The sequence below is a fragment of the Oryzicola mucosus genome, from assembly GCF_014534685.1.
GTDB lineage: Bacteria > Pseudomonadota > Alphaproteobacteria > Rhizobiales > Rhizobiaceae > Oryzicola > Oryzicola mucosus.
Map to the genome: position 1 here is coordinate 1,319,971 of NZ_JACVVX010000001.1, position 22,425 is coordinate 1,342,395.

24 protein-coding genes and 1 tRNA gene are annotated in these 22,425 nt (G+C 62.5%); 13 read left to right on the forward strand and 12 right to left on the reverse strand.

All coding sequences use genetic code 11. The features are described from left to right. The first annotated feature begins 49 nt into the window (after nucleotides 1–49). The gene (locus tag ICI42_RS06295; protein ID WP_230980156.1) at nucleotides 50–1,060 is read left to right on the forward strand and encodes an NAD(P)H-quinone oxidoreductase; all 1,011 of its coding nucleotides are present in this window, start codon (nucleotides 50–52) and stop codon (nucleotides 1,058–1,060) included. Between the two features lie 249 nt (nucleotides 1,061–1,309). Here the strand turns inward: ICI42_RS06295 and tkt are convergent, their stop codons facing one another. Then, nucleotides 1,310–3,298 carry a transketolase gene (gene tkt, locus ICI42_RS06300; RefSeq protein WP_188163626.1) on the reverse strand — a complete coding sequence of 663 codons (1,989 nt, stop codon included), beginning with the start codon at nucleotides 3,296–3,298 and terminating at the stop codon, nucleotides 1,310–1,312. 333 nt (nucleotides 3,299–3,631) lie between these two features. Between tkt and ICI42_RS06305 the strand changes: the two genes are divergently transcribed. Together ICI42_RS06305 and ICI42_RS06310 are read left to right on the forward strand one after the other, a co-directional pair. Then, complete coding sequence (locus ICI42_RS06305; RefSeq protein ID WP_188163627.1) at nucleotides 3,632–3,904, forward strand: DUF4164 domain-containing protein; 273 nt, start codon at nucleotides 3,632–3,634, stop codon at nucleotides 3,902–3,904. Nucleotides 3,905–3,910: 6 nt separating this feature from the next. Further along, a complete protein-coding gene (locus ICI42_RS06310; protein WP_188163628.1) occupies nucleotides 3,911–4,273 on the forward strand; it encodes a cell division protein ZapA in 363 nt (120 codons plus the stop codon). A 467-nt stretch (nucleotides 4,274–4,740) separates the two neighbouring features. Here ICI42_RS06310 and ICI42_RS06315 read toward each other — a convergent pair whose 3' ends face one another. The 6 genes from ICI42_RS06315 to ICI42_RS06340 form a co-directional block, all read right to left on the reverse strand. Further along, a complete protein-coding gene (locus ICI42_RS06315; protein WP_188163629.1) occupies nucleotides 4,741–5,766 on the reverse strand; it encodes a class I fructose-bisphosphate aldolase in 1,026 nt (341 codons plus the stop codon). A 167-nt stretch (nucleotides 5,767–5,933) separates the two neighbouring features. Continuing rightward, nucleotides 5,934–7,130 carry a phosphoglycerate kinase gene (locus ICI42_RS06320; RefSeq protein ID WP_188163630.1) on the reverse strand — a complete coding sequence of 399 codons (1,197 nt, stop codon included), beginning with the start codon at nucleotides 7,128–7,130 and terminating at the stop codon, nucleotides 5,934–5,936. Between the two features lie 87 nt (nucleotides 7,131–7,217). Next, a complete protein-coding gene (locus ICI42_RS06325; protein ID WP_188163631.1) occupies nucleotides 7,218–7,805 on the reverse strand; it encodes a carboxymuconolactone decarboxylase family protein in 588 nt (195 codons plus the stop codon). Between the two features lie 96 nt (nucleotides 7,806–7,901). Continuing rightward, a tRNA-Glu gene (locus ICI42_RS06330) sits at nucleotides 7,902–7,976 on the reverse strand. Nucleotides 7,977–8,079: 103 nt separating this feature from the next. Further along, nucleotides 8,080–8,475, reverse strand: coding sequence for a VOC family protein (locus tag ICI42_RS06335; protein ID WP_188163632.1), 396 nt, complete (start codon nucleotides 8,473–8,475; stop codon nucleotides 8,080–8,082). Continuing rightward, complete coding sequence (locus ICI42_RS06340; RefSeq protein WP_188163633.1) at nucleotides 8,472–8,858, reverse strand: fimbrial protein; 387 nt, start codon at nucleotides 8,856–8,858, stop codon at nucleotides 8,472–8,474. The genes ICI42_RS06335 and ICI42_RS06340 overlap by 4 nt, the downstream gene beginning before the upstream one ends. A gap of 25 nt (nucleotides 8,859–8,883) precedes the next feature. Between ICI42_RS06340 and ICI42_RS06345 the strand changes: the two genes are divergently transcribed. Together ICI42_RS06345 and rpoH are read left to right on the forward strand one after the other, a co-directional pair. Then, nucleotides 8,884–9,912, forward strand: coding sequence for an RluA family pseudouridine synthase (locus tag ICI42_RS06345; protein WP_188163634.1), 1,029 nt, complete (start codon nucleotides 8,884–8,886; stop codon nucleotides 9,910–9,912). Between the two features lie 204 nt (nucleotides 9,913–10,116). After that, nucleotides 10,117–11,028: an RNA polymerase sigma factor RpoH gene (gene rpoH / locus ICI42_RS06350; RefSeq protein ID WP_188163635.1), complete on the forward strand. Its 912-nt coding sequence runs from the start codon at nucleotides 10,117–10,119 to the stop codon at nucleotides 11,026–11,028. A 149-nt stretch (nucleotides 11,029–11,177) separates the two neighbouring features. On the opposite strand, the gene ICI42_RS06355 is transcribed toward rpoH, so the two are convergent. From ICI42_RS06355 to ICI42_RS06365, 3 genes are read right to left on the reverse strand one after another with little or no spacing between them, the layout of a single operon-like run. Next, nucleotides 11,178–11,333: a hypothetical protein gene (locus ICI42_RS06355; RefSeq protein ID WP_188163636.1), complete on the reverse strand. Its 156-nt coding sequence runs from the start codon at nucleotides 11,331–11,333 to the stop codon at nucleotides 11,178–11,180. Between the two features lie 52 nt (nucleotides 11,334–11,385). Next, complete coding sequence (locus tag ICI42_RS06360; protein WP_188163637.1) at nucleotides 11,386–11,700, reverse strand: HigA family addiction module antitoxin; 315 nt, start codon at nucleotides 11,698–11,700, stop codon at nucleotides 11,386–11,388. Then, on the reverse strand, nucleotides 11,672–11,956 hold the full coding sequence (locus ICI42_RS06365; protein ID WP_188163638.1) for a type II toxin-antitoxin system RelE/ParE family toxin: 285 nt from the start codon (nucleotides 11,954–11,956) through the stop codon (nucleotides 11,672–11,674). The genes ICI42_RS06360 and ICI42_RS06365 overlap by 29 nt, the downstream gene beginning before the upstream one ends. 131 nt (nucleotides 11,957–12,087) lie before the next feature. Between ICI42_RS06365 and ICI42_RS06370 the strand changes: the two genes are divergently transcribed. The 3 genes from ICI42_RS06370 to ICI42_RS06380 all read left to right on the forward strand — a co-directional run bounded on the left by ICI42_RS06370 (nucleotide 12,088) and on the right by ICI42_RS06380 (nucleotide 15,129). Further along, nucleotides 12,088–13,995: a propionyl-CoA synthetase gene (locus ICI42_RS06370; RefSeq protein ID WP_188163639.1), complete on the forward strand. Its 1,908-nt coding sequence runs from the start codon at nucleotides 12,088–12,090 to the stop codon at nucleotides 13,993–13,995. Between the two features lie 93 nt (nucleotides 13,996–14,088). Next, nucleotides 14,089–14,277, forward strand: coding sequence for a hypothetical protein (locus ICI42_RS06375; protein WP_188163640.1), 189 nt, complete (start codon nucleotides 14,089–14,091; stop codon nucleotides 14,275–14,277). Nucleotides 14,278–14,406: 129 nt separating this feature from the next. Beyond that, nucleotides 14,407–15,129 carry a helix-turn-helix transcriptional regulator gene (locus ICI42_RS06380; protein ID WP_188163641.1) on the forward strand — a complete coding sequence of 241 codons (723 nt, stop codon included), beginning with the start codon at nucleotides 14,407–14,409 and terminating at the stop codon, nucleotides 15,127–15,129. A gap of 3 nt (nucleotides 15,130–15,132) precedes the next feature. Here ICI42_RS06380 and ICI42_RS06385 read toward each other — a convergent pair whose 3' ends face one another. Together ICI42_RS06385 and ICI42_RS06390 are read right to left on the reverse strand one after the other, a co-directional pair. Next, the gene (locus ICI42_RS06385; protein WP_188163747.1) at nucleotides 15,133–15,624 is read right to left on the reverse strand and encodes a flavin reductase family protein; all 492 of its coding nucleotides are present in this window, start codon (nucleotides 15,622–15,624) and stop codon (nucleotides 15,133–15,135) included. A gap of 195 nt (nucleotides 15,625–15,819) precedes the next feature. After that, a complete protein-coding gene (locus ICI42_RS06390) occupies nucleotides 15,820–16,515 on the reverse strand; it encodes a DUF1013 domain-containing protein (RefSeq protein ID WP_188163642.1) in 696 nt (231 codons plus the stop codon). Nucleotides 16,516–16,729: 214 nt separating this feature from the next. On the opposite strand from ICI42_RS06390, the gene ICI42_RS06395 reads away from it, so the two are divergent. From ICI42_RS06395 to ICI42_RS06415, 5 genes are all read left to right on the forward strand, one after another. Further along, nucleotides 16,730–18,925: an esterase-like activity of phytase family protein gene (locus tag ICI42_RS06395; RefSeq protein ID WP_188163643.1), complete on the forward strand. Its 2,196-nt coding sequence runs from the start codon at nucleotides 16,730–16,732 to the stop codon at nucleotides 18,923–18,925. Nucleotides 18,926–19,088: 163 nt separating this feature from the next. Further along, nucleotides 19,089–20,099, forward strand: a complete 1,011-nt coding sequence (gene gap / locus ICI42_RS06400; RefSeq protein ID WP_188163644.1) for a type I glyceraldehyde-3-phosphate dehydrogenase — start codon at nucleotides 19,089–19,091, stop codon at nucleotides 20,097–20,099. Between the two features lie 248 nt (nucleotides 20,100–20,347). Continuing rightward, complete coding sequence (locus ICI42_RS06405; protein ID WP_210316964.1) at nucleotides 20,348–20,572, forward strand: hypothetical protein; 225 nt, start codon at nucleotides 20,348–20,350, stop codon at nucleotides 20,570–20,572. Nucleotides 20,573–20,697: 125 nt separating this feature from the next. Continuing rightward, nucleotides 20,698–21,054 (forward strand): putative quinol monooxygenase, encoded by a 357-nt coding sequence (locus ICI42_RS06410; RefSeq protein ID WP_188163749.1) that lies wholly within the window; start codon nucleotides 20,698–20,700, stop codon nucleotides 21,052–21,054. Nucleotides 21,055–21,390: 336 nt separating this feature from the next. Further along, the gene (locus ICI42_RS06415; RefSeq protein WP_188163645.1) at nucleotides 21,391–22,416 is read left to right on the forward strand and encodes a substrate-binding domain-containing protein; all 1,026 of its coding nucleotides are present in this window, start codon (nucleotides 21,391–21,393) and stop codon (nucleotides 22,414–22,416) included. The last annotated feature ends 9 nt before the right edge of the window (nucleotides 22,417–22,425 follow it).

Genomic DNA, 22,425 nt, shown 5'->3' on the forward strand with positions numbered 1-22,425 from the left:
AGCGATGCAAACCCCTGCAAGCGCTTGCAAGACAGAAAAGCAGGTTCCCATGGCGATTGACAGCAGCATTCCCGCAAAGATGACGGCGGTGGCGATCTCATCTCCCGGCGGCCCCCGCGTGCTGAAGGCCGAGCGGCGCGACGTGCCCCAGCCCGGGCAAAACGAGGTGCTGGTCCGGGTGCGGGCGGCGGGCGTCAACCGGCCCGACGTGCAGCAGCGCAAGGGCGCCTATCCGCCGCCGCCCGGCGCCTCCGATCTGCCGGGTCTGGAAGTCTCGGGCGAGGTGGTCGCGGTTGGTGAGGGGGCGGTCCGCTGGCGGCCGGGCGATGCGGTCTGCGCTCTGACCAATGGCGGCGGCTATGCCGAATATGTCGCCGTGCATGAGAGCAATGCGCTGCCCATCCCGCATGGCTTCACCTTCACCGAAGCTGCCGCCATCCCCGAAACCTTCTTCACCGTGTGGCACAATGTGTTCCAGCGCGGCGGCCTGAAGGCAGGCGAGGTGCTGCTGCTGCATGGTGGCTCGTCCGGTATCGGTACCACGGCGATCCAGCTTGCATCGGCGCTCGGTGCCACCGTCATCGCCACGGCGGGTTCGGGCGAGAAGTGCGAGGCCTGCGTCAAGCTTGGGGCTGCGCGCGCGATCAACTACAAGACCGAGGATTTCGTCACTGCGGTGAAAGAGATGACGGACGGGCAGGGCGCCAATGTCATCCTCGACATGGTCGGCGGCGATTATGTCGCCCGCAACTATCATGTCGCAGCGGTCGAGGGCCGCATCGTCCAGATCGCCACCCAGGCGGGTGCTGTGGCGAGCGCGGATTTCTCCCGGCTGATGATGAAGCGGCTGACGCACACCGGCTCGACGCTGCGTCCGCGCACCATCGAATTCAAAGGCCAGATCGCCGCCGCACTCGAAGCGCAGGTCTGGCCGCTTCTCGCCAGCCGCAGGGTGGCCCCGGTGATGGACATGATCTTCCCGCTCGCTGACGCCTGGCGCGCGCATGAGCGCATGGAGGAAGGCGACCATATCGGCAAGATCGTGCTGGATGTGGGGTGAGCCTCGCCCCCCTCACCCGGCCTCCGCTCCGCTCGGCTACCAAGCGGGGTCGAGCCGCTGGTCTCGACCCGTCCTTCGGACCCCCGCTGGGGAGAGGAGGGTCAGCAACGCCGCGCCAGTCTCTTCTCCCCAGCGGGGAGAAGGTGGCCCGAAGGGCCGGATGAGGGGGCAATTTGCACTGGCTCTCGTGGATAGAACAAAAAAAGCCGCTCCGTTGCCGGAGCGGCTTTTTCATGATGTCACGTCGGCTCAGCCGTGCAGGCGGGCTTCGACGGCCTTGGCGGTGTCCTCGGCGGTAATGCCGAAATGCTTGTACAGATCGGCGATTTCGCCGGAAGCGCCGAAGCCGTGCATGCCGATGAAGACGCCGTCGGTGCCGATGAACGCATCCCAGCCCTGGCGGATGCCGGCCTCGATGGCGACCTTGACCTTGGCATCGCCGATGATTGCCGAGCGATAGGCTTCGTCCTGCTTTTCGAACAGTTCGAAGGCAGGCACGGAGACCACGCGGGTCGGGTGGCCGTGGCCCTGCAGCAAGGTGCGGGCGGCAAGCGCGATTTCGACTTCCGAGCCGGTGGCGAAGATCGTCACCACGGCGTCGCCATCGGCGGTTGCCAGCTCATAGGCGCCGTAGCCGCAGAGGTTTTCCTCGACGAATTCCGTGCGCACAGCCGGCAGGTTCTGGCGGGTCAGCGCCAGGGTCGCCGGCGCGGTGGTCGATTCCAGCGCAAGCTGCCAGCATTCGGCGGCTTCCGTGGCGTCGGCCGGGCGGAAGACGATATGGTTGGGGATGGCACGCAGGGCGGCGAGATGCTCGACCGGCTGGTGGGTCGGGCCGTCTTCGCCCAGACCGATGGAATCATGGGTCATGACGAAAATCGAGCGGATGCCCATCAGCGAGGCCAGCCGCATGGCCGGGCGCGCATAGTCGGAGAAGCACAGGAAGGTGCCGGAATAGGGGATGACGCCGCCATGCAGCGCCAGGCCGTTCATCGCGGCCGCCATGCCGAGTTCGCGGATGCCGTAATGGACATAACGCTGGCCGTAGTCGTCCGGCGTGATCGACTTGGTCTGGCTGGTCTTGGTGTTGTTGGAGCCGGTCAGATCGGCCGAACCGCCAATGGTCTCGGGCACCACGCCGTTGATGACCTCAAGCGCCATTTCCGAAGACTTCCGGGTGGCCACTTTCGGCTTGTCGGTAGCGAGCTTCTTCTTGTAGTCGGCAATCGCATCGTCGAAGCCGGCCGGCAGATCGCCGCGCATGCGGCGCTCGAACTCGGCCCGGGTGTCGGCCGATGCGGCGGCGAGGCGCTTTTCCCAATCCTTGCGCTGCTTGGCCGAGTTCAGGCCGGCCAGGCGCCAGGCGTCCAAAATGTCGGACGGGATTTCGAAGGGCGGATAATCCCAGCCCAGTTCCTTGCGCGCACCGGCAATCTCTTCCTTGCCGAGCGGCGAACCGTGAACCTTGTTGGTGCCGGCCTTGGTCGGGGCGCCGAAGCCGATGGTCGTCTTGGCGGCGATCAGCATCGGCTTGTCCGAACGCTTGGCGGCCTCCAGCGCCTGGGCAATGGCCTCGGGGTCATGGCCGTCGATGGCGATGGTGTTCCAGCCCGACGCCGCAAAGCGGGCGAGCTGATCGGTGGAATCGGCCAGCGACACCGCGCCGTCGATGGAGATGTTGTTGTGGTCCCAGATCACCGTCAGCTTGTTGAGCTTGAGGTGGCCGGCCAGGGTCAGCGCTTCCTGGCTGATGCCTTCCATCAGGCAGCCGTCGCCTGCCAGAACGTAGGTGTGATGGTCGACCAGGTCGTCGCCGAAGGTGGCGTTCATGATGCGCTCGCCGAGCGCGAAGCCGACCGAATTGCCGAGGCCCTGGCCGAGCGGGCCGGTGGTCGTCTCGATACCGGTGGCGTGACCGTATTCGGGGTGACCGGCAGTCTTGGAGCCGAGCTGGCGGAAATGCTTGATCTCGTCGATCGTCATATCCTCATAGCCGGTCAGGTAGAGGAGCGAATAGAGCAGCATCGAGCCATGGCCGGCCGACAGGATGAAGCGGTCGCGGTCTGGCCAGTGCGGGTTGGCCGGGTCGAATTTCAGGAATTTGGTGAACAGGACGGTTGCAACGTCGGCTGCGCCCATCGGCAGGCCGGGATGGCCGGAATTGGCCTTTTCGACCGCATCCATGGACAGAAAGCGGATCGCATTCGCCATGCGGTCGTGTTTTTCGCGCGAGGCCATAATTCCTCCTGGGTCAGATTGGCTGGGCTCGACGGCCCGGAAACGTGCGCGACACATAGCAGGAGCAGGCTTTGAGTCAATAAACCCGGACATCGCGCGCAAACAATCCGCGCGTCTTTTTGCAGGGCCGCGCCTGTTGGGCGAAGAGCTTTCCGATGGCATCGGAGCCGGCAAATTTCGTGTCGGAAGCCTTTCTTGCCTGGCTGGCAATGCGAATGCAGGGGATAGAGACGGGGATTTATTGACGCAGGCTTCACCCGGTGCCTAATCTTCCGCAGATAACGCGTTCTGAACACGCGCGATTCGGTGATGGGCGGGGGTAGCACGGATACCATGACCGGCGAGGCCACACTCAAGGAAGTCATAGGCAGGCTCGGAAGGGCCATGGAAGTGTTGGAAGACGCGGTTGGCGCGCGCTTCGAGCACGAGCAGGACTATGCCGAGGCGGAAGCGGAGGTTCAGCGCATGAACGCCGACCGCGCCCGTCTTGCCCAGGAACTCGACAATTCCGAAGCCCGCGCCGAGCGGCTCGAGGAAGCCAACAAGGAAGTATCGCGCAGGCTGGTGACCGCTATGGAGACCATCCGCGCGGTGCTGGACAGGTAGGGCCAGATGGCACAGGTCACGGTCACCATCGACGACAAGCAGTATCGGATGGCTTGCGACGAAGGCCAGGAAGAACACCTGATCGACCTCGCCGCGCGCTTTGACCGCTATGTGCTGCATCTCAAGGATTCGTTCGGCGAGATCGGCGACCAGCGGCTCACCGTCATGGCCGGCATAATGGTGATGGACGAACTGGCCGAACTGCAGAAGCGCATCAAGGGCATGGAAACCGAAGTGCAGACGCTGCGCAAGACGCGCGACGAAGCGCTGATCAAAGCCGACAAGAACGATTCCGCCCTGACCGGCGCGCTCGGCGCACTCGCCGACCGCATGGAAGGCCTCGCCGATCGTCTCGCCAGAAAGGCGTGAGGGACTCCTACCTGGCTCAATAAAGAAGCGCTCCGTTCTGTTTCCGTAGTTGTATCTTGTCGGTCACGGAATGGATTCCCGGGTCGCGCTCGGCTTCGCCTCGCTTGCCCGTGAATGACGAAGGGTGGAGGTGTTTTCACCAAACTCCCAGGTTCGCGCCAAACTCCCAGGTTCGCGCCAAACTCCCGCGTTTGCGAGCAGTATCCACCCCCGTCCCTTCGTCATTCACGGGTGGAGCCGAGCGGAGCGAGGCGGAAACCCGAGAATCCATTCCGTGACGTACACGTCAGATCCGACAGTCCAAAATCACAGCCCAGCGTTGCGACGAAGAGACACGCTGCCCCAGGCTCCCGCATAGGGAGAAGGAGAGGGCGCATCCACCTCCACATCGACGGCCGTCGACTCGGCTCCCAAAACGCAAGAAGCCCCGGATCGCTCCGGGGCTTCTGCCAAACGATGCGCGGCGATCAGGCCGCGGTTTCGAACTCGGACTTCCAGGTGCCGAGGGCAGCGAGGCCGTTCATACGGGCGCGGTGGGCGAAGGCGGCCTGGGCGGCGGCGACGTTCTCACCCTTGCCCGACCAGGCCTTCTGCGGGGCTGCCTGCAGCGCGCGGCCATAGGAGAAGGTCAGCTTCCACGGATGCGGGCCGATGGCGTTGATCGCGTTGAGGTTGGCGGTCGCTTCCTCGTCAGACTGGCCGCCCGACAGGAAGGCGATGCCGGGAACCGCGGTCGGCACCGTCTGGCGGAACACGCGGATGGTCTTTTCGGCGACTTCCTCGGGGCTGTTCTTGGTGCCCGACTTCTTGCCTGCGATGACCATGTTGGGCTTGAGGATCGAGCCTTCGAGGTTGACGCGGGCTTCATAGAGGGCGTCGTAGAGCTTGATCAGCGTCGCCTTGGTGACCTCGAAGCAGGTATCGATGTCGTGCGAACCGTCCATCAGCACTTCCGGCTCGACGATCGGCACGATGCCGGCTTCCTGGCAGAGCGCGGCATAGCGGGCCAGCGCATGGGTGTTGGCGTTGATCGCGGCTGCCGAAGGCACGTTGGAGGCGGTGTCGATGTCGATCACCGCGCGCCATTTGGCGAAGCGGGCGCCGAGCTTGTAGTATTCGGCGAGGCGTTCGCGCAGGCCGTCGAGGCCTTCGGTGATGGTGTCGCCGGGATAGTTGACCAGCGGCTTGGCGCCGGCGTCGACCTTGATGCCCGGAATGGCGCCGGCTGCGCGGATCAGTTCGACCAGCGGGGTGCCGTCGACTGCCTTCTGGCGGATGGTTTCGTCATAGAGGATGACGCCGGAGATGTGGTTCCGCATCGCATCCGCTGAGCGGAACAGAAGTTCGCGATAGTCGCGCCGGCTGTCCGCCGTCGACTCGACGCCGATGACGTCGAAACGCTTCTTGATCGTGCCGGAACTTTCGTCCGCTGCCAGAATGCCCTTACCGTCCGCCACCATGGCGGCGGCGATGTCCTCAAGACGTTCGCTCATCCACACTCTCTCCTTGACTGCAAAGCTGTGAAACGGGCCATACCAGAAGAGATTTGGCAACGGAATGACAGATTAGGCGAACTAACCGATTGAAAAAAATACAATCGATTAAAAGCGTTAGGATCGTTAACGGGCGGATTGCTCCGCCCGTCAAGGGTTAAAACACGTCAGGCCTTCAGGACTTCGACGCCGGGCAGATCCTTGCCTTCCATCCATTCGAGGAAGGCGCCGCCGGCGGTCGAAACATAGGTGAAGTCGTCAGCCACGCCGGCATGGTTGAGGGCTGCCACGGTATCGCCGCCGCCGGCCACCGAAACAAGCTTGCCGGCCTTGGTGCGCGCCGCCGCATGCTTGGCGGTCGAGACGGTTGCCGCGTCGAACGGTGCCAGCTCGAACGCGCCGAGCGGACCGTTCCAGACCAGGGTCGCGGCGCGGTCGATCCAGTCGTTGATGGCGGCGACCGTCTTGGGGCCGACATCGAGGATCATGCCGTCTTCGGGGACCGCCTCTATGGCAACGGTCTGGTTGTCGGCATTCGCCTTGAACTCCTTTGCCACCACGCCATCCACCGGCAGGACGATGGCGCAGCCGGCATCGGCGGCCTCGATCATGATCTGGCGCGCGGTCTGGGCCAGGTCGTGCTCGCACAGCGACTTGCCGACCTTGGTGCCGCGCGCGGCCAGGAAGGTGTTGGCCATGCCGCCGCCGATGACCAGCGCATCGACTTTGCGCACGAGGTTCATCAAAAGGTCGAGCTTGCTCGAGATCTTCGCACCGCCGACGATGGCGACGACCGGTTTCGCCGGATTGCCGAGACCCTTTTCCAGCGCCTCGAGCTCGGCCTGCATGGTGCGTCCGGCAAAGGCGGGCAGGACCTGCGCCAGGCCTTCCGTCGAGGTGTGGGCGCGGTGGGCGGCCGAAAACGCGTCATTGACGTAGAGGTCGCCATTGGCCGCGAGTTCCCTGGTGAACGCCGGGTCGTTCTTTTCCTCGGCCTTGTGAAAGCGGGTGTTTTCCAGAAGCACGATGTCGCCGTCCTTCATCGCGGCGATGGCGGCAGAAGCCTTTTCGCCGATGCAGTCGGCGGCGAAACCCACCGGGCGGCCGATCACCTCGGACGTCGCCTTGGCGATGGGCTCGAGCGACAGTTTCGGATCGGGTCCATCCTTGGGGCGGCCGAAATGCGCAAGCAGGATGACCTTGGCGCCCTTGTCGGACAGCTCGGTGATGGTGGGCGCAACGCGCTCGATGCGGGTGGCGTCGCTCACCTTGCCGTCGGCGACGGGAACGTTGAGATCGACACGGACGAGAACCCGCTTGCCCTGAACCGATCCGATCGTGTCGAGCGTCTTGAAACCTGCCATGAAACCCTCTCCTTTGGAAGTCGCGGGACCATATCGCGAAGCGTGGAGGATGCAAGCGCATTGGCGGGCAGCGATGTCCGCCTTGGCTCAGGGCCGGTTGAGGCTTGCCGTAAAGGCCTCGGTGATCTCAGGACTGCGTTCGAGGAAGAAAGCCTCGGGGCCGGCGCCTGTGGCATCGAAGAAGCGGGCGGCGAAGCAGCGAAGCGCCGCGCAGAGCGCGATGTCTGATATCTGCTGGTCGGTGAAGCCTACCGAGCGCAGTTCGTCGATGTCTTGCTGGCCGATCCGCGAGGCATTTTGGGCAATCGTTTCGGCGTAGGAGAGCATGACGACATCCCGGCGTGACAGGCCGGCACTGCGGAAATCGCGCTGCACGGCGATGACCTGCTCGGCGGAGCCGAGATCGTCGACCAGTTGTCCGCCATAGACGATGGAGCAATATTTGGACGGCACGTTCTTGGCGGCGATCAGCGTGATCAATCGCCAGTCCCGCTTGGGCAGCGAGAAATTCGCCTTCACTCCCTCGAAGAAATCTTCATAGAGCGGCAAAAGGTCTGGCCGGGTCGTCCAGCAGCGGGTCGCCGCCATGACGAACCCCATGGCCTCGCGCTCCGCCGCGTAGATTTCGGCTGTTCGGCCCGAGGCCTCATCATCGGAAATGGTGGTCAGGAACATGACAATTCCTCCTGTGCGATGGTGCGACAGAACAATGCGCGAAGGCAGGAGAGCGGTCAATCCGCCGCTGGAAGGAGTGGCAAGCCTGGAAATCTCTGGTACGCCCAAGGGGAATCGAACCCCTGTTTGCGCCGTGAGAGGGCGCCGTCCTAACCGCTAGACGATGGGCGCAGCCGAGAACCGGCGATATAGATGGGCTTTCGGCAAAAAGCAACAGCACTTCGGCCCGCAGGTCAAAGCTTTTGCGTAAGGGCCGCCGATCAAGTCCGGTGCCTCAAGCCTTGTACTGGATCAGGTCCCACAGATTGCCATAGAGATCGGCGAAGACGGCGACGGAGCCATAGGGCTCGTGGCGGGGCTGTTCCTTGAAGACGACGCCCTTTGATAACATCGCCGCATGGTCGCGCGCGAAATCGTCGGTCTGCAGGAAGAAGGCAACGCGGCCGCCGGCCTGGTCGCCGATGCGTGCCGCCTGCGCTTCGTCGGCTGCCTTGGCCAGGAGCAAGCGGGCGCCGCCCTCGACGCCGACGACGAGCCAACGCTTACCGCCGCCCTGGTTGGTGTCGGCTAAGACGGAGAAGCCGAGTTTTTCGACATACCAGTCGCGCGCCGCGTCATAGTCGGCGACGACGAGTGCCGCGGTGGCGATGCTGCGGGCCGGGCCGGTCATTGGGTCCTCACGGCGAAGCGGCCGACGATGCGGCCTTCGACGGTGTCGTAGACGAAGATCGAACGGCTGCCGTCCGACAGTTCGACATCGAGCGCGAGGCGGGTTCCCGAAAGCGACTGCGAAACCAGCCGCGAGCCGACAGGCAGGACGATGTCGCCTGCAAGCGGTTCCTGCCCGGAAGGCGGGGCGGCCATCGACGCGGGCATTTGAGCTGTGTCGTTCGATTTCATGGCTTTGTAGACAAGTGCCGCCACCACGGCCATAAGGGCCAGAAATAGAATGCCCAGATTGATGGCCATGAAGCGGACCAGCTTTCGGCGCACGCGCTCGGCAGCGGGGTCGAGCGGCTTTTCCTCTTGAGGGTCGGTTTGAGGCCCTGACATCGGCAAATAGGTCCGGAACATTGAAATGAGCGACCCTGATAGCGAAGCAGGCGGCGGATTGATAGTGCTGACCGCGGCCGAGGATGCCGTTGGGCTGCGGCTCGACCAGTGGCTGGCCGGCCGGCTCGGCGACGATTTTTCGCGCAACCGCGTGCAGGCCCTGATCAAGCAGGGCGCGGTGCAGGTCGCGGGTAAAGCCGTCACCGAAGCCAAGCGCAAGGTGGCCTTGGGCGACGTTGTGACCGTCGACATGCCGGAACCCGAGCCTGCGGAACCGATCGGCGAGGACATTACGCTCGACATCCTGTTCGAGGACGACGATCTGATCGTCATCAACAAGCCGGCCGGATTGGTGGTGCATCCCGGCGCAGGCAACTGGACGGGCACGCTGGTCAATGCGCTGATCCATCATTGCGGCAACAGTCTTTCGGGCATCGGCGGGGTCCGCCGTCCCGGCATCGTGCATCGGCTGGACAAGGACACGACCGGCGTGATGGTGGCGGCCAAGACCGACCGCGCGCATAAGGCGCTGTCAGAGGCCTTCGCCGATCACGGCGTTTCCGGCGATCTCCAACGCGCCTATGTCGCTTTGGTCTGGGGCATCCCTGCGCGGATGACCGGCACGGTGGATGCACCGCTCGGGCGCGCCGCCGACCGGGTGCGGCGGGCGGTCGTACCCGAGCACCGGGACGATGCGCGTCGCGCCGTGACGCATTACATGGTGCTCGAGCGCTTCGGCCAGGCGCAGACCGAGTTCGCCCAGGCAAGCCTGGTGGAGTGCCGGCTGGAGACCGGGCGCACCCACCAGATCAGGGTTCATATGGCCCATATCGGTCATCCGCTGGTCGGCGACCGCGACTATGGGCTTTCGTTCCGGACCAAGGCCAATCGCCTGCCGGAGCCGCTAAGGGCGCGGGTTACGGCGTTTCCACGCCAGGCGCTGCATGCCCGATTGCTTGCATTCCGCCATCCGGCAACCCACATGATGATGAGTTTCGAAGCCCCCATGCCGGCCGATATGGCTGATATGCTCAGCGGCTTCGAAGCCATCTGAAAAGGCCCATTCGACCGCCACGCCTTTTTTAAGCCCTGATCCCACTGTTCACTTCACTGTGACAGTGTGTTTCAGGTGCAACTTTTTCTGTTCTTTCCGCTTTTGTTCCTATATACAACGTTAGGCAAGAGAGACGCGCAGACCGGCGTCTCGCCGTGCTCGCCTGGATGAGGGAGCACATTCTCTAAAGAGGAGGGCGCTATCATGGCCCAGTCACTACCCAGTATCGTTTCCGGCGAAGGCGGCCTCACCCGCTACCTGGAGGAAATCCGTCGCTTTCCGATGCTGCAGCCGCAGGAAGAGTATATGCTCGCCAAGCGGTATGCCGAGCACCAGGACACCAAAGCAGCGCACAAGATGGTCACCAGCCATCTGCGTCTCGTCGCCAAGATCGCGATGGGCTATCGCGGTTATGGGCTGCCGATCGGCGAGGTCATCTCGGAAGGCAATGTCGGCCTGATGCAGGCCGTGAAGAAGTTCGAGCCCGAGCGCGGCTTCCGTCTGGCCACCTATGCGATGTGGTGGATCAAGGCTTCGATCCAGGAATACATCCTGCGCTCGTGGAGCCTGGTCAAGATGGGCACCACCGCCAACCAGAAGCGGCTGTTCTTCAACTTGCGCAAGGTGAAGGGCAAGATCCAGGCGCTCGACGACGGCGACCTCAAGCCCGACCAGATCACCGAGATCGCCACGCGGCTCAACGTGTCGGAGGCCGAGGTGGTGTCGATGAACCGCCGCCTTTCCGGCGACGCTTCGCTCAATTCGCCGATCCGCGCCAGCGAGGGCGAATCGGGTGAATGGCAGGACTGGCTGGTCGATGACCATGAAAGCCAGGAAGCCATGCTCATCGAGCAGGACGAGTTGGAAAACCGTCGCGGCATGCTTGCCGGTGCGCTGTCCGTGCTCAACGAGCGCGAGCGCCGCATTTTCGAGGCCCGCCGCCTGGCCGAGGAGCCGCTGACGCTGGAAGAGCTGTCGTCGGAGTTCGACATCAGCCGCGAACGCGTGCGCCAGATCGAGGTTCGCGCCTTCGAGAAGGTGCAGGACGCGGTTCAGGCCGCCGCCCGTAAGCAGATGCAGGCGCTGCGCACCATCGACGCGCAAGCCTACGCCTGACGGGCGAGACGATTGAATCAAGGCCGCGCCGGGTAACCGGCGCGGCCTTTTTTGTTCCGTGCACAACGCGCTGATATCTCAGCGGGGAGATGTCCGGCAAGACAGAAAGGGCAACGTAAAGCGCCGGCCGAAGCGAGTCTGTATCGACTCTAATGGCCAAGCAGCGCGGTGATGGAAATCGCAGCCAGTGCAACCACGGCAAGCTTCCAAAAATCGCTTCTGCGCTTCAGCCCCGGCAGGCCGAGAGGCTTGAAGAGATGGATCACCATTGCGGCGAGGATCAGCAGCGACAGCAGTTTCGTCATGCCGCTGTGTGCTCCACCGGATGCGACCGTGTCAAAGCGAACGATGTCTTTTTCACGCGGCTCTCGGGCGAATGCTCGAAAGGTCGCGCTCGATCTCCCGGCGGCGTTCCATGAGGTCGTAGTCGGCTTGCAAGCCGAGAAAAAACCCTTCTGAGACGCCGAAGTAACGGGCCAGTCTCAAATCGGTGTCGGCTGTTATCGCGCGCTTGCCGAGGACGATCTCGTTGATGCGCCGTGGCGGCACATGCACGGCGCGGGCCAGCGCATTCTGGCTGATCGCCATGGGCTTCATGAAATCCCCAAGCAGAATTTCGCCGGGATGTGGATTCGGCAAAAGCTCAGTCATGGTAGTCGACAATTCCGACATCTGTCGGGCCTCCTTCGTGCCAAACGAAGCATATCCGCCATTGCTCGTTGATACGTATGCTGTGTTGACCGTCTCGGTTGCCTTTCGACGTCTCGAGACGATTGCCGGGCGGTATACTTAATTCCTGAAGTGTCCGCGCCTGATTGATCATACGCAGCTTGCGCAAGGCGGTAGCCTGAATATCCGACTGCAGCTTCCTGCTTCGCCGACCTGACCAGATCAATTCCGTTTCTTGATCCGCGAAATTTCTGATCATATCCGGTTATAACGCATAACGTTATGTGGCGCAATCGAACGCTGACGGGGTGGGGCTTTGAACCTTGGTCCGGTAGACGCGGGTGCTAAGTCGGCGCTACAAGCGGCGCGGAATATTTTCGGGAGGAACTGATGGCGTCACGATATCACGAGGTCTATGCGCGCTGGAAAGCCGATCCGGACGGGTTCTGGGCCGAGGCGGCGGAAGCCATCGACTGGAGCAGGCGCTGGGACAAGGTGTTTGATGGCGATCAGGGCGTCTATGGCCGCTGGTTCACCGGCGCGGAATGCAACACCTGCTGGAACGCGGTCGATCGTCATGTCGAAGGTGGACGGGCGGATCAGCTCGCGCTGATCTATGACAGCCCAATTACAGGTGCGCAGGCAAAATACACCTATGCCGAACTGAAGGCGGAGGTCGAGGCGCTCGCCGCCGTTCTGCGGGAGCAGGGCGTGGACAAGGGCGACCGCGTCATCATTTACATGCCGATGGTGCCGCAGGCGGTGTTCGCCATGCTCGCCTGCGCGCGGCTGGGTGCCGTGCATTCCGTGGTGTTCGGCGGCTTTGCCGCCAAGGAATTGGCCACGCGCATCGACGATTCCACGCCCAAGCTGATTATCTCGGCGTCCTGCGGTATCGAGCCAGGGCGCATCGTTCCCTACAAGCCTTTGCTGGACGGTGCGATTGCGCTGTCGCGCCACAAGCCAGAACGCTGCGTCATCCTGCAGCGCGAGCAGTTTTCATGCGATCTGATAGAGGGTCGCGACGTCGACTATGCCGAGGCTGTCGATGCGGCAAAAACTGCCGGGACCGCGGTGCCTTGCGTTCCGGTGGCCGCGACCGACCCGCTCTATATCCTCTACACCTCAGGCACGACCGGCCAGCCCAAGGGCGTGGTGCGCGACAATGGCGGCCATATGGTCGCGCTGAAATGGTCGATGGAAAACGAATATGGCGTCAAGCCGGGCGAGGTGTTCTGGGCGGCGTCCGATGTCGGCTGGGTCGTCGGCCATTCCTACATCGTCTATGCGCCGCTGCTGCATGGCTGCACCACGGTGCTGTTCGAGGGCAAGCCGGTCGGCACGCCCGACGCCGGCACATTCTGGCGGGTGATTTCCGAACATGGCGTGGTTGCGCTGTTCACCGCGCCGACCGCGTTCCGCGCGATCAAGGGGCAGGACATCGAAGGCGTTTTCGTGAAGAAATACGACCTGTCCAAGTTCCGCACCCTGTTTCTTGCCGGGGAGCGCGCCGATCCCGAAACCATCAAATGGGCCGAGCAAAAGCTGGAACGCCCTGTCATCGACCATTGGTGGCAGACCGAAACCGGCTATCCGATCAGCCAGAACCCGGTGGGGCTTGGGCAGCTTCCGGTGAAATACGGCTCGCCCGCCGTCGCCATGCCCGGCTATGACGTGCAGGTGCTGGACGATGCCGGCCATCCGGTGGCGCGTGGTACGCTGGGCAATGTGGTGATCAAGCTGCCGCTGCCGCCCGGCTGTTTTCCGACCCTGTGGCAGGCCGAAGAGCGGTTCAGGCAAGCCTATCTCGAAGAGTTCCCCGGCTATTACAAGACGGCGGATGCCGGCTATATCGACGATGACGGCTATCTGTTCATCATGGCGCGCACCGACGACATCATCAACGTCGCTGGCCACAGGCTGTCGACGGGCGGCATGGAAGAAGTGCTTGCCGAGCATCCCGATGTGGCGGAATGCGCGGTGATCGGCATCGCTGACGCCATGAAGGGACAGATCCCCTGCGGTTTCGTGGTGCTGAACGCCGGGATCGAGCGTGACCATGGGGAGATTGAAAAAGAGATCGTCGCTCTGGTGCGCGAGCGGATCGGGCCGGTGGCGGCTTTCAAGATGGTGGTCACTATCAAGCGGCTGCCGAAAACCCGTTCGGGGAAAATCCTGCGCGGCACCATGCAGAAGATTGCCGACCATGAAGAGTGGAAGATGCCGGCGACGATCGACGATCCGGCGATTCTGGACGAGATCACCACGGCGCTGAGACAGAGGTCAGCCGCGGTTTAAAGCGACTTATCGGAAGACAGTCTGGCTCCTGCCAGGAGGCTGTCAGTACGGCTGTGCGATATTCCTTCTCGTTGATATCGAGGAGGAATGACGATGACCGTTTCCGTGTTCGAAGCTGCCTTTTTCACCAGTTTGCGTCAGTATGCCGGTAAGGTCTCGACCTTGCGCAACGAGATCAGGACCGAGCGTTTCCTGAGTTCGCTGCCTGTCGACTTACGCAAGGATATCGGCTGGCCCGATATCCACGCTGCCCGGCGTGCGCGGCGTTTCGGCGACCGATGAGAGCGCGGTCCATCATGCCGGATGCCGTGAAATGCCGTCGGGCTCCTGACAATATGGTGTCAGGAGCGTTGTGCGATGGTAGGCTCGGGATGAAGATGCCGGTTGGGCGGCCGGCCATGGAGGACACGCATGAGGCGCGCCGACAGATTGTTTCAGATCGTCCAGCACTTGCGGGGCGGACGGTTGGTGACCGCGCAGAAGCTTGCGGTCTGGCTCGAGGTTTCCGAACGCACCATCTATCGCGACATAGCCGATCTGCAATCGACCGGCGTGCCGATCGATGGAGAAGCTGGCGTCGGTTATATGATGAGGGAAGGTTTCGACCTTCCGCCGCTGATGTTCACGCGTGACGAGATCGTAGCCCTAGTCGCCGGCGCACGCATGGTGCGCGCCTTCGGTGGTGCTGCCATGGCGCGGGCTGCGGAGGAGGCGCTGGTGAAGATCGGCGCCGTTCTGCCGGATGCGGAAAAGGACCGCATCGCGCGCATCGAGATCCATACGCCGATGTGGGTGGTCAGCGATGCCGATCGCGTCACCATCGACCTGATGGAGCGCTCGGTGGAACGCCGAGAGGTGCTTAACCTCGACTACCGCGACGAGAACGGATCGAGCAGCCTGCGCGATGTCAGGCCGCTGGGACTGTGGTTCTGGGGAAAGGTGTGGACCTTGATCGCCTGGTGCGAAATGCGCGGCGACTTTCGTGCCTTCCGCATCGACCGCATCTCAGTGGTCAGTCCCTCGGGGAGGACATTCCGTCCGGAGCGCGGCAAGACGCTCGCCGATTATTATCGGCTAACCGAACGCCACGAGGCCGAGCAACGGAACCTGCCCCAGGCCGGACGCGGAGGCTGACGGTCAGAGCATCCAGGGCTGGAACCTGTCGCGTTTGTCGATGATGCGGCCGGCCACCATGAACACGCCCTCGCCGGTATAATGCAGCGTCTTCGGATATTCCGGGCTCGTCGCCGCATGCGCCTTCACGACTTCGAAGACAAAGAAGCTGTACTTTTCCACCAGCGCATCTTCGTACAGACGGCATTCAAAGTTCGCATGGCACTCTCCGATGAGTGGAGCCGCCACCTTCTCTGCCTCCTGTGCCGTCAGCTTGAACTTCTGAAACTTGTCGGCGTCCGCACCCGAGCAGTTGCCGATGCCGACGACCTTGTCCGTCATGCGGGTGGTCGGGAGGTTGATGACGCACTCGCCACTGTCGCGAATCATCCGGAAACTGTGATTGCCGGAAGAAATCATGCAACCGATCAGAGAGGGCGTGAACTGCATCACGCAGTGCCAGCCCATGGTCATGATATTGGACTTGTCCTTCAGGCGCGATGAGACAAGCACGATCGGACCGGTTTCAAGGAAATGACGCGCATTGCCGACGGGAAAATCGCTTTTTCAGGATTCTTCATGACACTCAGCTGCGTGGACATCTCATACCTGTCCTAAGGCTTATGCAGGGGCCGGGTTCCGTAAGAACCCCGAAGGCGCATAAAAAAACCGGGCATAGCCCGGTTTTTTTCGACGAGATCGTGACGAGGATTATTCCTCGTCTTCGTCATCCGCGCGGGTCGACTTGAGCGCCGAAAGCTTGGCGAACACCTTGTCGGCGTCGAGTTCCTGGTCCTCGTCGTCCTGCTTTTCGGTATTGGGCACGAGACGCTCTGTCAGCGATGCCGGCAGCAGCGTATCGCCGGCGGCCGGGGCCTGCTCGCGACCGCGCGAGGCGCGCTGCACTTCGATGTCGAGATCGATCTGCGAGCACAGGCCGAGTGCGACGGGATCCATCGGCGCGAGGTTGGCGATGTTCCAATGGGTGCGGTTGCGGATCTGCTCGATCGTCGCCTTGGTGGTGCCGACGAGGCGCGAAACCTGCGCGTCCTTGAGTTCGGGATGGTTCTTGACCAGCCAGAAAATAGCGTTTGGACGATCCTGGCGCTTGGACAGCGGGGTGTAGCGCGGACCCTTGCGCTTGGATTCCGGCACGCGAACCTTCGGCTCCGACAGCTTCAGGCGGTGGTTGGGGTCTTTTTCGGCGCGCGCGATCTCGTCTCGGCTGAGCTGGCCGGTAATGACCGGGTCCATGCCCTTGATGCCCTGCGCGGACTCGCCGTCGGCAATCGCCTTCACTTCAAGCGGATGCAGGCCGCAGAACTGTGCGATCTGGTCGAAGGACAATGCAGTGCTGTCGACCAGCCATACTGCGGTCGCCTTGGGCATGAGAAGGGTGTTGGCCATTGGATAATATCCTCTCGTTCGCCCGCGTCCCTGCACGCGGGCGGTGGATCAAAACCACCAAATTGGGAAATCGGCCCGTATATAGACTCAAACCTTTCGCGGGGCAAGAAAAGTTCGGGCGCTGTCATGGAACAGTCATCGCCCCGTCATCGGCCTGAAATGAAGCGGGGACAAACGGGGCTGCACACCAATTCCGGTCTCGCAGGAGATTTTCATGTCCCGTCGCCTTTTGCTGCTGACGGCCGCGCTTGCGGCCTCCGCTTCCATTCCCGCCCACGCCGAGGGCGTGTTCAACCGTGTCGCGACCTTCCCGGTCGCCGCCAATCTTCCCGCGGATATCGACGCTGCCACGCCGACATCGTCCGAGATCATTGCCGCCACCGAAGACGGCAACATGCTGGTTTATTCCGACAGCCCGCTGGGCGCTGTCGGCTTCATCGATATCACGGACATCAAGGCGCCGAAGCCGGGCGGCATCGTCAAGTTCGACGGCGAGCCGACATCGGTGGCGGTGCTGGGCGGCAAGGTGTTCGCCGGCGTCAACACCTCGGAGAGCTACACCAACCCGTCCGGCACGCTATCGATCATCGACATCGCTTCGAAAGCCGTCGAATCGTCCTGCGATCTGGGCGGCCAGCCGGATTCGGTTGCGATAAGCAAGGACGGCAAGTTCCTCGCCGTGGCCATCGAGAATGAGCGCGACGAAGAGCTGAATGACGGCGCGCTGCCGCAGCTTCCCGCCGGCAACCTCAAAATATTTTCCATCGCCAACGGCACGGTCGATTGCGCAACAGCCAAGACGGTCGATCTGACCGGCCTCGCCGAAGTCGGCGCGGAAGACCCCGAGCCGGAATTCGTCGCCTTCAACGAGGCCGGCGAAATCGCCGTCACGCTGCAGGAAAACAACCATATCGCCATCGTCGATGCCGCGACCGGCACGGTCAAGGCGCATTTCTCCGCCGGCTCCGTCGCGCTCGAAGGCATCGACACCAAGAATGACGGCGCTCTGTCCTTCACGGGCAAGCAGGACGCGCTGCCGCGCGAGCCCGACACCGTCAAGTGGATCGACAACGGCCGGCTGCTGATCGTCAATGAGGGCGATTACGAGGGCGGTACACGCGGCTTCACCATCTTCGACAAGACGGGCAAGGAGCTTTACGAATCCGGCGCCTCGCTCGAAATGAAGATCGCCGCAGCCGGCCATTATCCCGACAAGCGCAACAAGAAGGGCGTCGAGCTCGAAGGCGCCGAAGTCGGCCAGTTCGGCGACACCAAATACATCTTCGTTGCCAGCGAGCGCGGCTCGGTCGTGGGCGTTTACAAGGATACCGGCGGCGAACCGGAATTCGTCCAGCTGCTGCCCTCGGGCATCGGACCTGAAGGCGTTCTGGCGATCCCCTCGCGCAACCTGCTCGTCACCGCCAACGAGAGCGACCTTGTCGAAGACGGTGGCGTGCGCTCGCATGTCATGCTGTTCGAACGCGGCGAGGGCACGCCGGCCTATCCCATGGTCGTCTCGGTCAATGACGACGCCGGCAAGCCTCTCGGCTGGGGTGCACTGTCGGGCCTGGTTGCCGATCCGCAGGTCGCCGGCAAGCTCTACGCGGTCTCCGACTCGTTCTATCGCGCGCAGCCGTCGATCTTCACCATCGACACCAGCAAGACGCCGGCCGAGATCACGACCAAGCTCGTCGTCACGCGTGACGGCCAGCCCGCGCAGAAGCTCGACCTCGAAGGCATCTCATCCGACGGCGCGGACGGCTTCTGGCTCGCCTCCGAGGGCGATGCCGCCAAGCTGACGGCAAATGCGATCTACAAGGTCGATGCCAAGGGCGCGATCAAGCAGGAAATCCCGCTTCCGGCTGAACTCATCGGCAAGGACGGCCGCTTCGGCTTCGAAGGAATCGCGACGATGGGCGAAGGCGACGACCTGACATTGGTCATGGCCGTGCAGCGCGAATGGGCCGACGATCCGAAGGGCCAGGTCAAGCTGCTCGCCTACAAGCCGGCATCCAAGGAATGGTCCGCCGTGCGCTATCCGCTCGAAGCCGCCGGCGAAGGCTGGGTCGGACTGTCAGAGATCACCGCTTATGACGGCAAGCTCTACATCGTCGAGCGCGATAATCTGGTTGGCGACAAAGCCAAGCTCAAGGCGGTCTATGCCGTCTCGCTGGATGCCTTCAAGCCCGCGGCCCTGGGTGAGGAGTTGCCTTTGGTCGAAAAGACACTGGTGCGCGACCTGATCCCCGACCTCAAGGCGGCCACCAACGGCTATGTCGTCGACAAGGTCGAAGGGTTCGCCATCGACAAGGACGGCAATGCCTTCACCGTCACCGACAATGACGGCGTGGACGGTTCCTCCGGCGAAACCCTGTTCCTGCGGCTTGGCAACATCTCCGCGATGAACTGAGGCGTTCCGCCGCCATTTCTCGACCGCGCCGCTCGCCGGCGCGGTTTTTCTTTGCCATCACGAGAGGAGAATCGATTTAAGGCACCCCTGCCATGGCTGGATTCTTTGGGGCTGCGCGGGTAAGAAGCGGCGGACATCAGCCCAAGCTCCCAGGGAGAAGTACATGACCGTCAGAGTTGCCATCAATGGTTTTGGCCGTATCGGCCGCAACATCGTGCGTGCCATCTATGAGTCCGGCCGCAAGGACATCGAGGTCGTGGCCGTCAACGATCTCGGCCCTGTCGAGACCAATGCCCACCTGCTGCGCTTCGATTCCGTGCATGGCAAGTTCCCGCACGAAGTCACGGTCGACGGCGACTCCATCAGCATCGGCAACGAGAAGTTCAAGGTCACCGCGATCAAGGATCCGTCGCAGCTGCCGTGGAAAGAACTCGGCGTCGACATCGCGCTGGAGTGCACCGGCATCTTCACGTCACGCGACAAGGCCGCGGCGCACCTGACCGCCGGCGCCAAGCGCGTCATCGTCTCGGCTCCCGCCGATGGCGCCGATCTGACCGTCGTGTACGGTGTGAACCACGACCAGTTGTCTAAGGATCACATCGTCATCTCGAATGCGTCCTGCACCACCAACTGCCTCGCGCCGCTGGCTGCCGTCCTGCATGAAACGGTCGGCATCGAAAAGGGAATGATGACCACCATCCATTCCTACACCGGCGACCAGCCGACGCTCGACACCATGCACAAGGATCTCTACCGCGCCCGCGCGGCGGCCCTGTCGCAGATCCCAACCTCGACGGGCGCCGCAAAGGCCATCGGTCTCGTCATCCCCGAACTCAAGGGCAAGCTCGACGGCATTTCGATTCGCGTGCCGACCCCGAATGTGTCGGTCGTCGACTTCAAGTTCATCGCCAAGCGCTCGACCACCGTGGAAGAGATCAACAATGCGGTGATCGCGGCGTCGCAAGGCAAGCTCAAGGGCGTGCTCGCCGTGACCCATCATCCGAACGTCTCCATCGACTTCAACCACGATCCGCATTCCTCGACCCTGGCGCTCGACCAGACCAAGGTGATGGACGGAAACTTTGTCTCGGTGCTGTCGTGGTACGACAATGAATGGGGCTTCTCCAACCGCATGTCCGACACGGCTGTCGCCTTTGGCAAGACCATCGCCTGATCGTTCGAAGGCCCAGAACTTCAGAAAGCGCCCGGCATCGTCCGGGCGTTTTTCGTTTACCGTGTGGCTTAAGCAGCCGGAAAGCATGACTCGATCTCGTCTGGGGAAAAAGGCTGAGAAAAGCCGGGATACCGGCAATTTGAATCTTATCTAACTGAATTGTCACAGCTTTTGTTTAGGAGTGTCGGCCTATCCATCACGAACAAGGGCGGATTTGAACCGCTCGACACGGAGCGGAGAGACTCATCATGAAAGATCGGTTCGAACTGGTACTCGAGCCCACCGATCTCTGGACGGTGTGGGATACGCAGACCGAGGAACCGGCCGTCTTCGGCGACCGCTCCCTGATCGCCCTTCTGGAATCGGAGGCGATCGCCGCCTGCGAAATCCTCAATGGCGTTCATCAGAAGCGGCAGGCCGCCCAGGCGGGCGACGCCAAGGAAAAGAAGACGGGCGGCGGCAGCGCCGCCTGACCGACGCGCTTTCGCTTGGGACAGCGTGACAGAGCGCTTCTCATCGATGCGAGGTTCCGATAGCCTTGAATGCCCGATGCCGTTTTGGCATCGGCAGGACAGCAGGAGGACGCCCCTTGGCCGAAATGACCATCATCGTCGACTATGATATCGTGGACGGCTCGGAAGAGGCATTCACCTCCCTCATAAAAGAGCATGCCGCCGCGACGCTGCGCGAGGAACCCGGCTGTCTTCGCTTCGATGTGGTCAAGCCTTTGGACGACGAGGGTGCGCCTGTCGCCAACAAATTGATGCTGGTCGAGGTCTATGCCGACGACGCGGCCGTCGCCGCCCACAAGCAGAATCCACGACTTCCCGGCGTGCGGGACGCCGCAAAACCGCTCCTGGTGTCGCAGCGCCTGGTGCTGACCCGGTCGCTCAACGAGAAGATCGCCGAAGAAGGCATCCGTCCGGAAAACCTCAACGCCGCCAACGACGACTGATTGTCGGCGCGGCATGGTGCTGCGGAATATCCCAGCGCTTTCGGATCGATCCATGAAGGATTGGTTCTCAGTCGCATCTGAACATTTGGCCCGGCTTTGCGCGTTGTCGGGGCACACCTTGCAATTGTTCACCTTGGCCGGGCATTGCGTCCGCAGCCGATTACCGTTTGGCTGGAACGCTTTATCAGCGACCCGCTGATCTCTGGCGAAAGCGGGGGGTTGCGGTGTTATTGAGCCGACACGAAACTGTCATGCAGCTGTAATAAACGGGGTCTATTGGCACTCACGGATGCCCAAGGACGGCGTCTTAGAGTTTCATCCGCAAGGAGCAGGCCCATGAAAAAAGCACTTCTCACCGCGTCGGCAATCGCCTTCGCTCTCGCCGCTTCGGCAGGTTACGCCTCGGCACGCGACACCATCCAGATCGCCGGTTCCTCGACCGTGCTGCCTTTCGCCTCGATCGTCGCCGAAGAATTCGGCAATGCGTTCCCTGACTTCAAGGCTCCGGTCGTCGGCTCCGGCGGCACCGGCGGCGGGCTCAAGCAGTTCTGCGAAGGCGTCGGCGAAAACACCATCGATATCGCCAACGCGTCGCGTTCGATCAAGAAGGAAGAGATCGCGACCTGCAACGCCAACGGCGTCAACAAGATCCTCGAAGTTCAGTTCGGCTTCGACGGCATCGTCTTCGCCACCAGCGCAAACCAGGGCGATTTCGCCCTTCAGCCGATCCATGTCTTCAAGGCGGTCGCTGCCCAGGTTCCGGTCGACGGCAAGCTGGTTGCCAACCCCTACAAGCGCTGGAGCGAAATCGATCCGTCGCTGCCGGATCAGGAAATCAACGTCGCCATTCCCGGCTCCAACCACGGCACCCGCGAAGTGTTCCAGGAGAAGGTGATTGCTCCTGGCTGCAAGGCCGCAGGTTTTCCCGAGATGGAAAAGGAAGCCATGGAGAAGATCTGCACGACTTTCCGCCAGGACGTCGTGGTTGAAATCGCCGGCGACTACACCGAGACGCTCGCTCGCCTGCAGGCCAATCCGGCCACGGTCGGCGTGTTCGGCCTTTCCTTCTACGACCAGAACAAGGACTCGCTGAAGGTCGCCACCGTTGCCGGCGTCACGCCTTCGCTGGAAACCGTTGCCTCGGGTGAATATCCGGTTTCGCGCCCGCTGTTCTTCTACGTCAAGGGTGAGCATGTCGGCACCATTCCGGGCCTCGCTGAGTACACCGAGTTCTTCCTGTCCGATCAGATGGCCGGCCAGGGCGGTACGCTCGAAGGCGCTGGCCTGATCCCGTCCCCGGATGCGACACGCGCCGAGGTTCTGGAAGCGTTCAAGGCTGGCAAGGCTGTCGGCACCAACTAATGGTCTGAT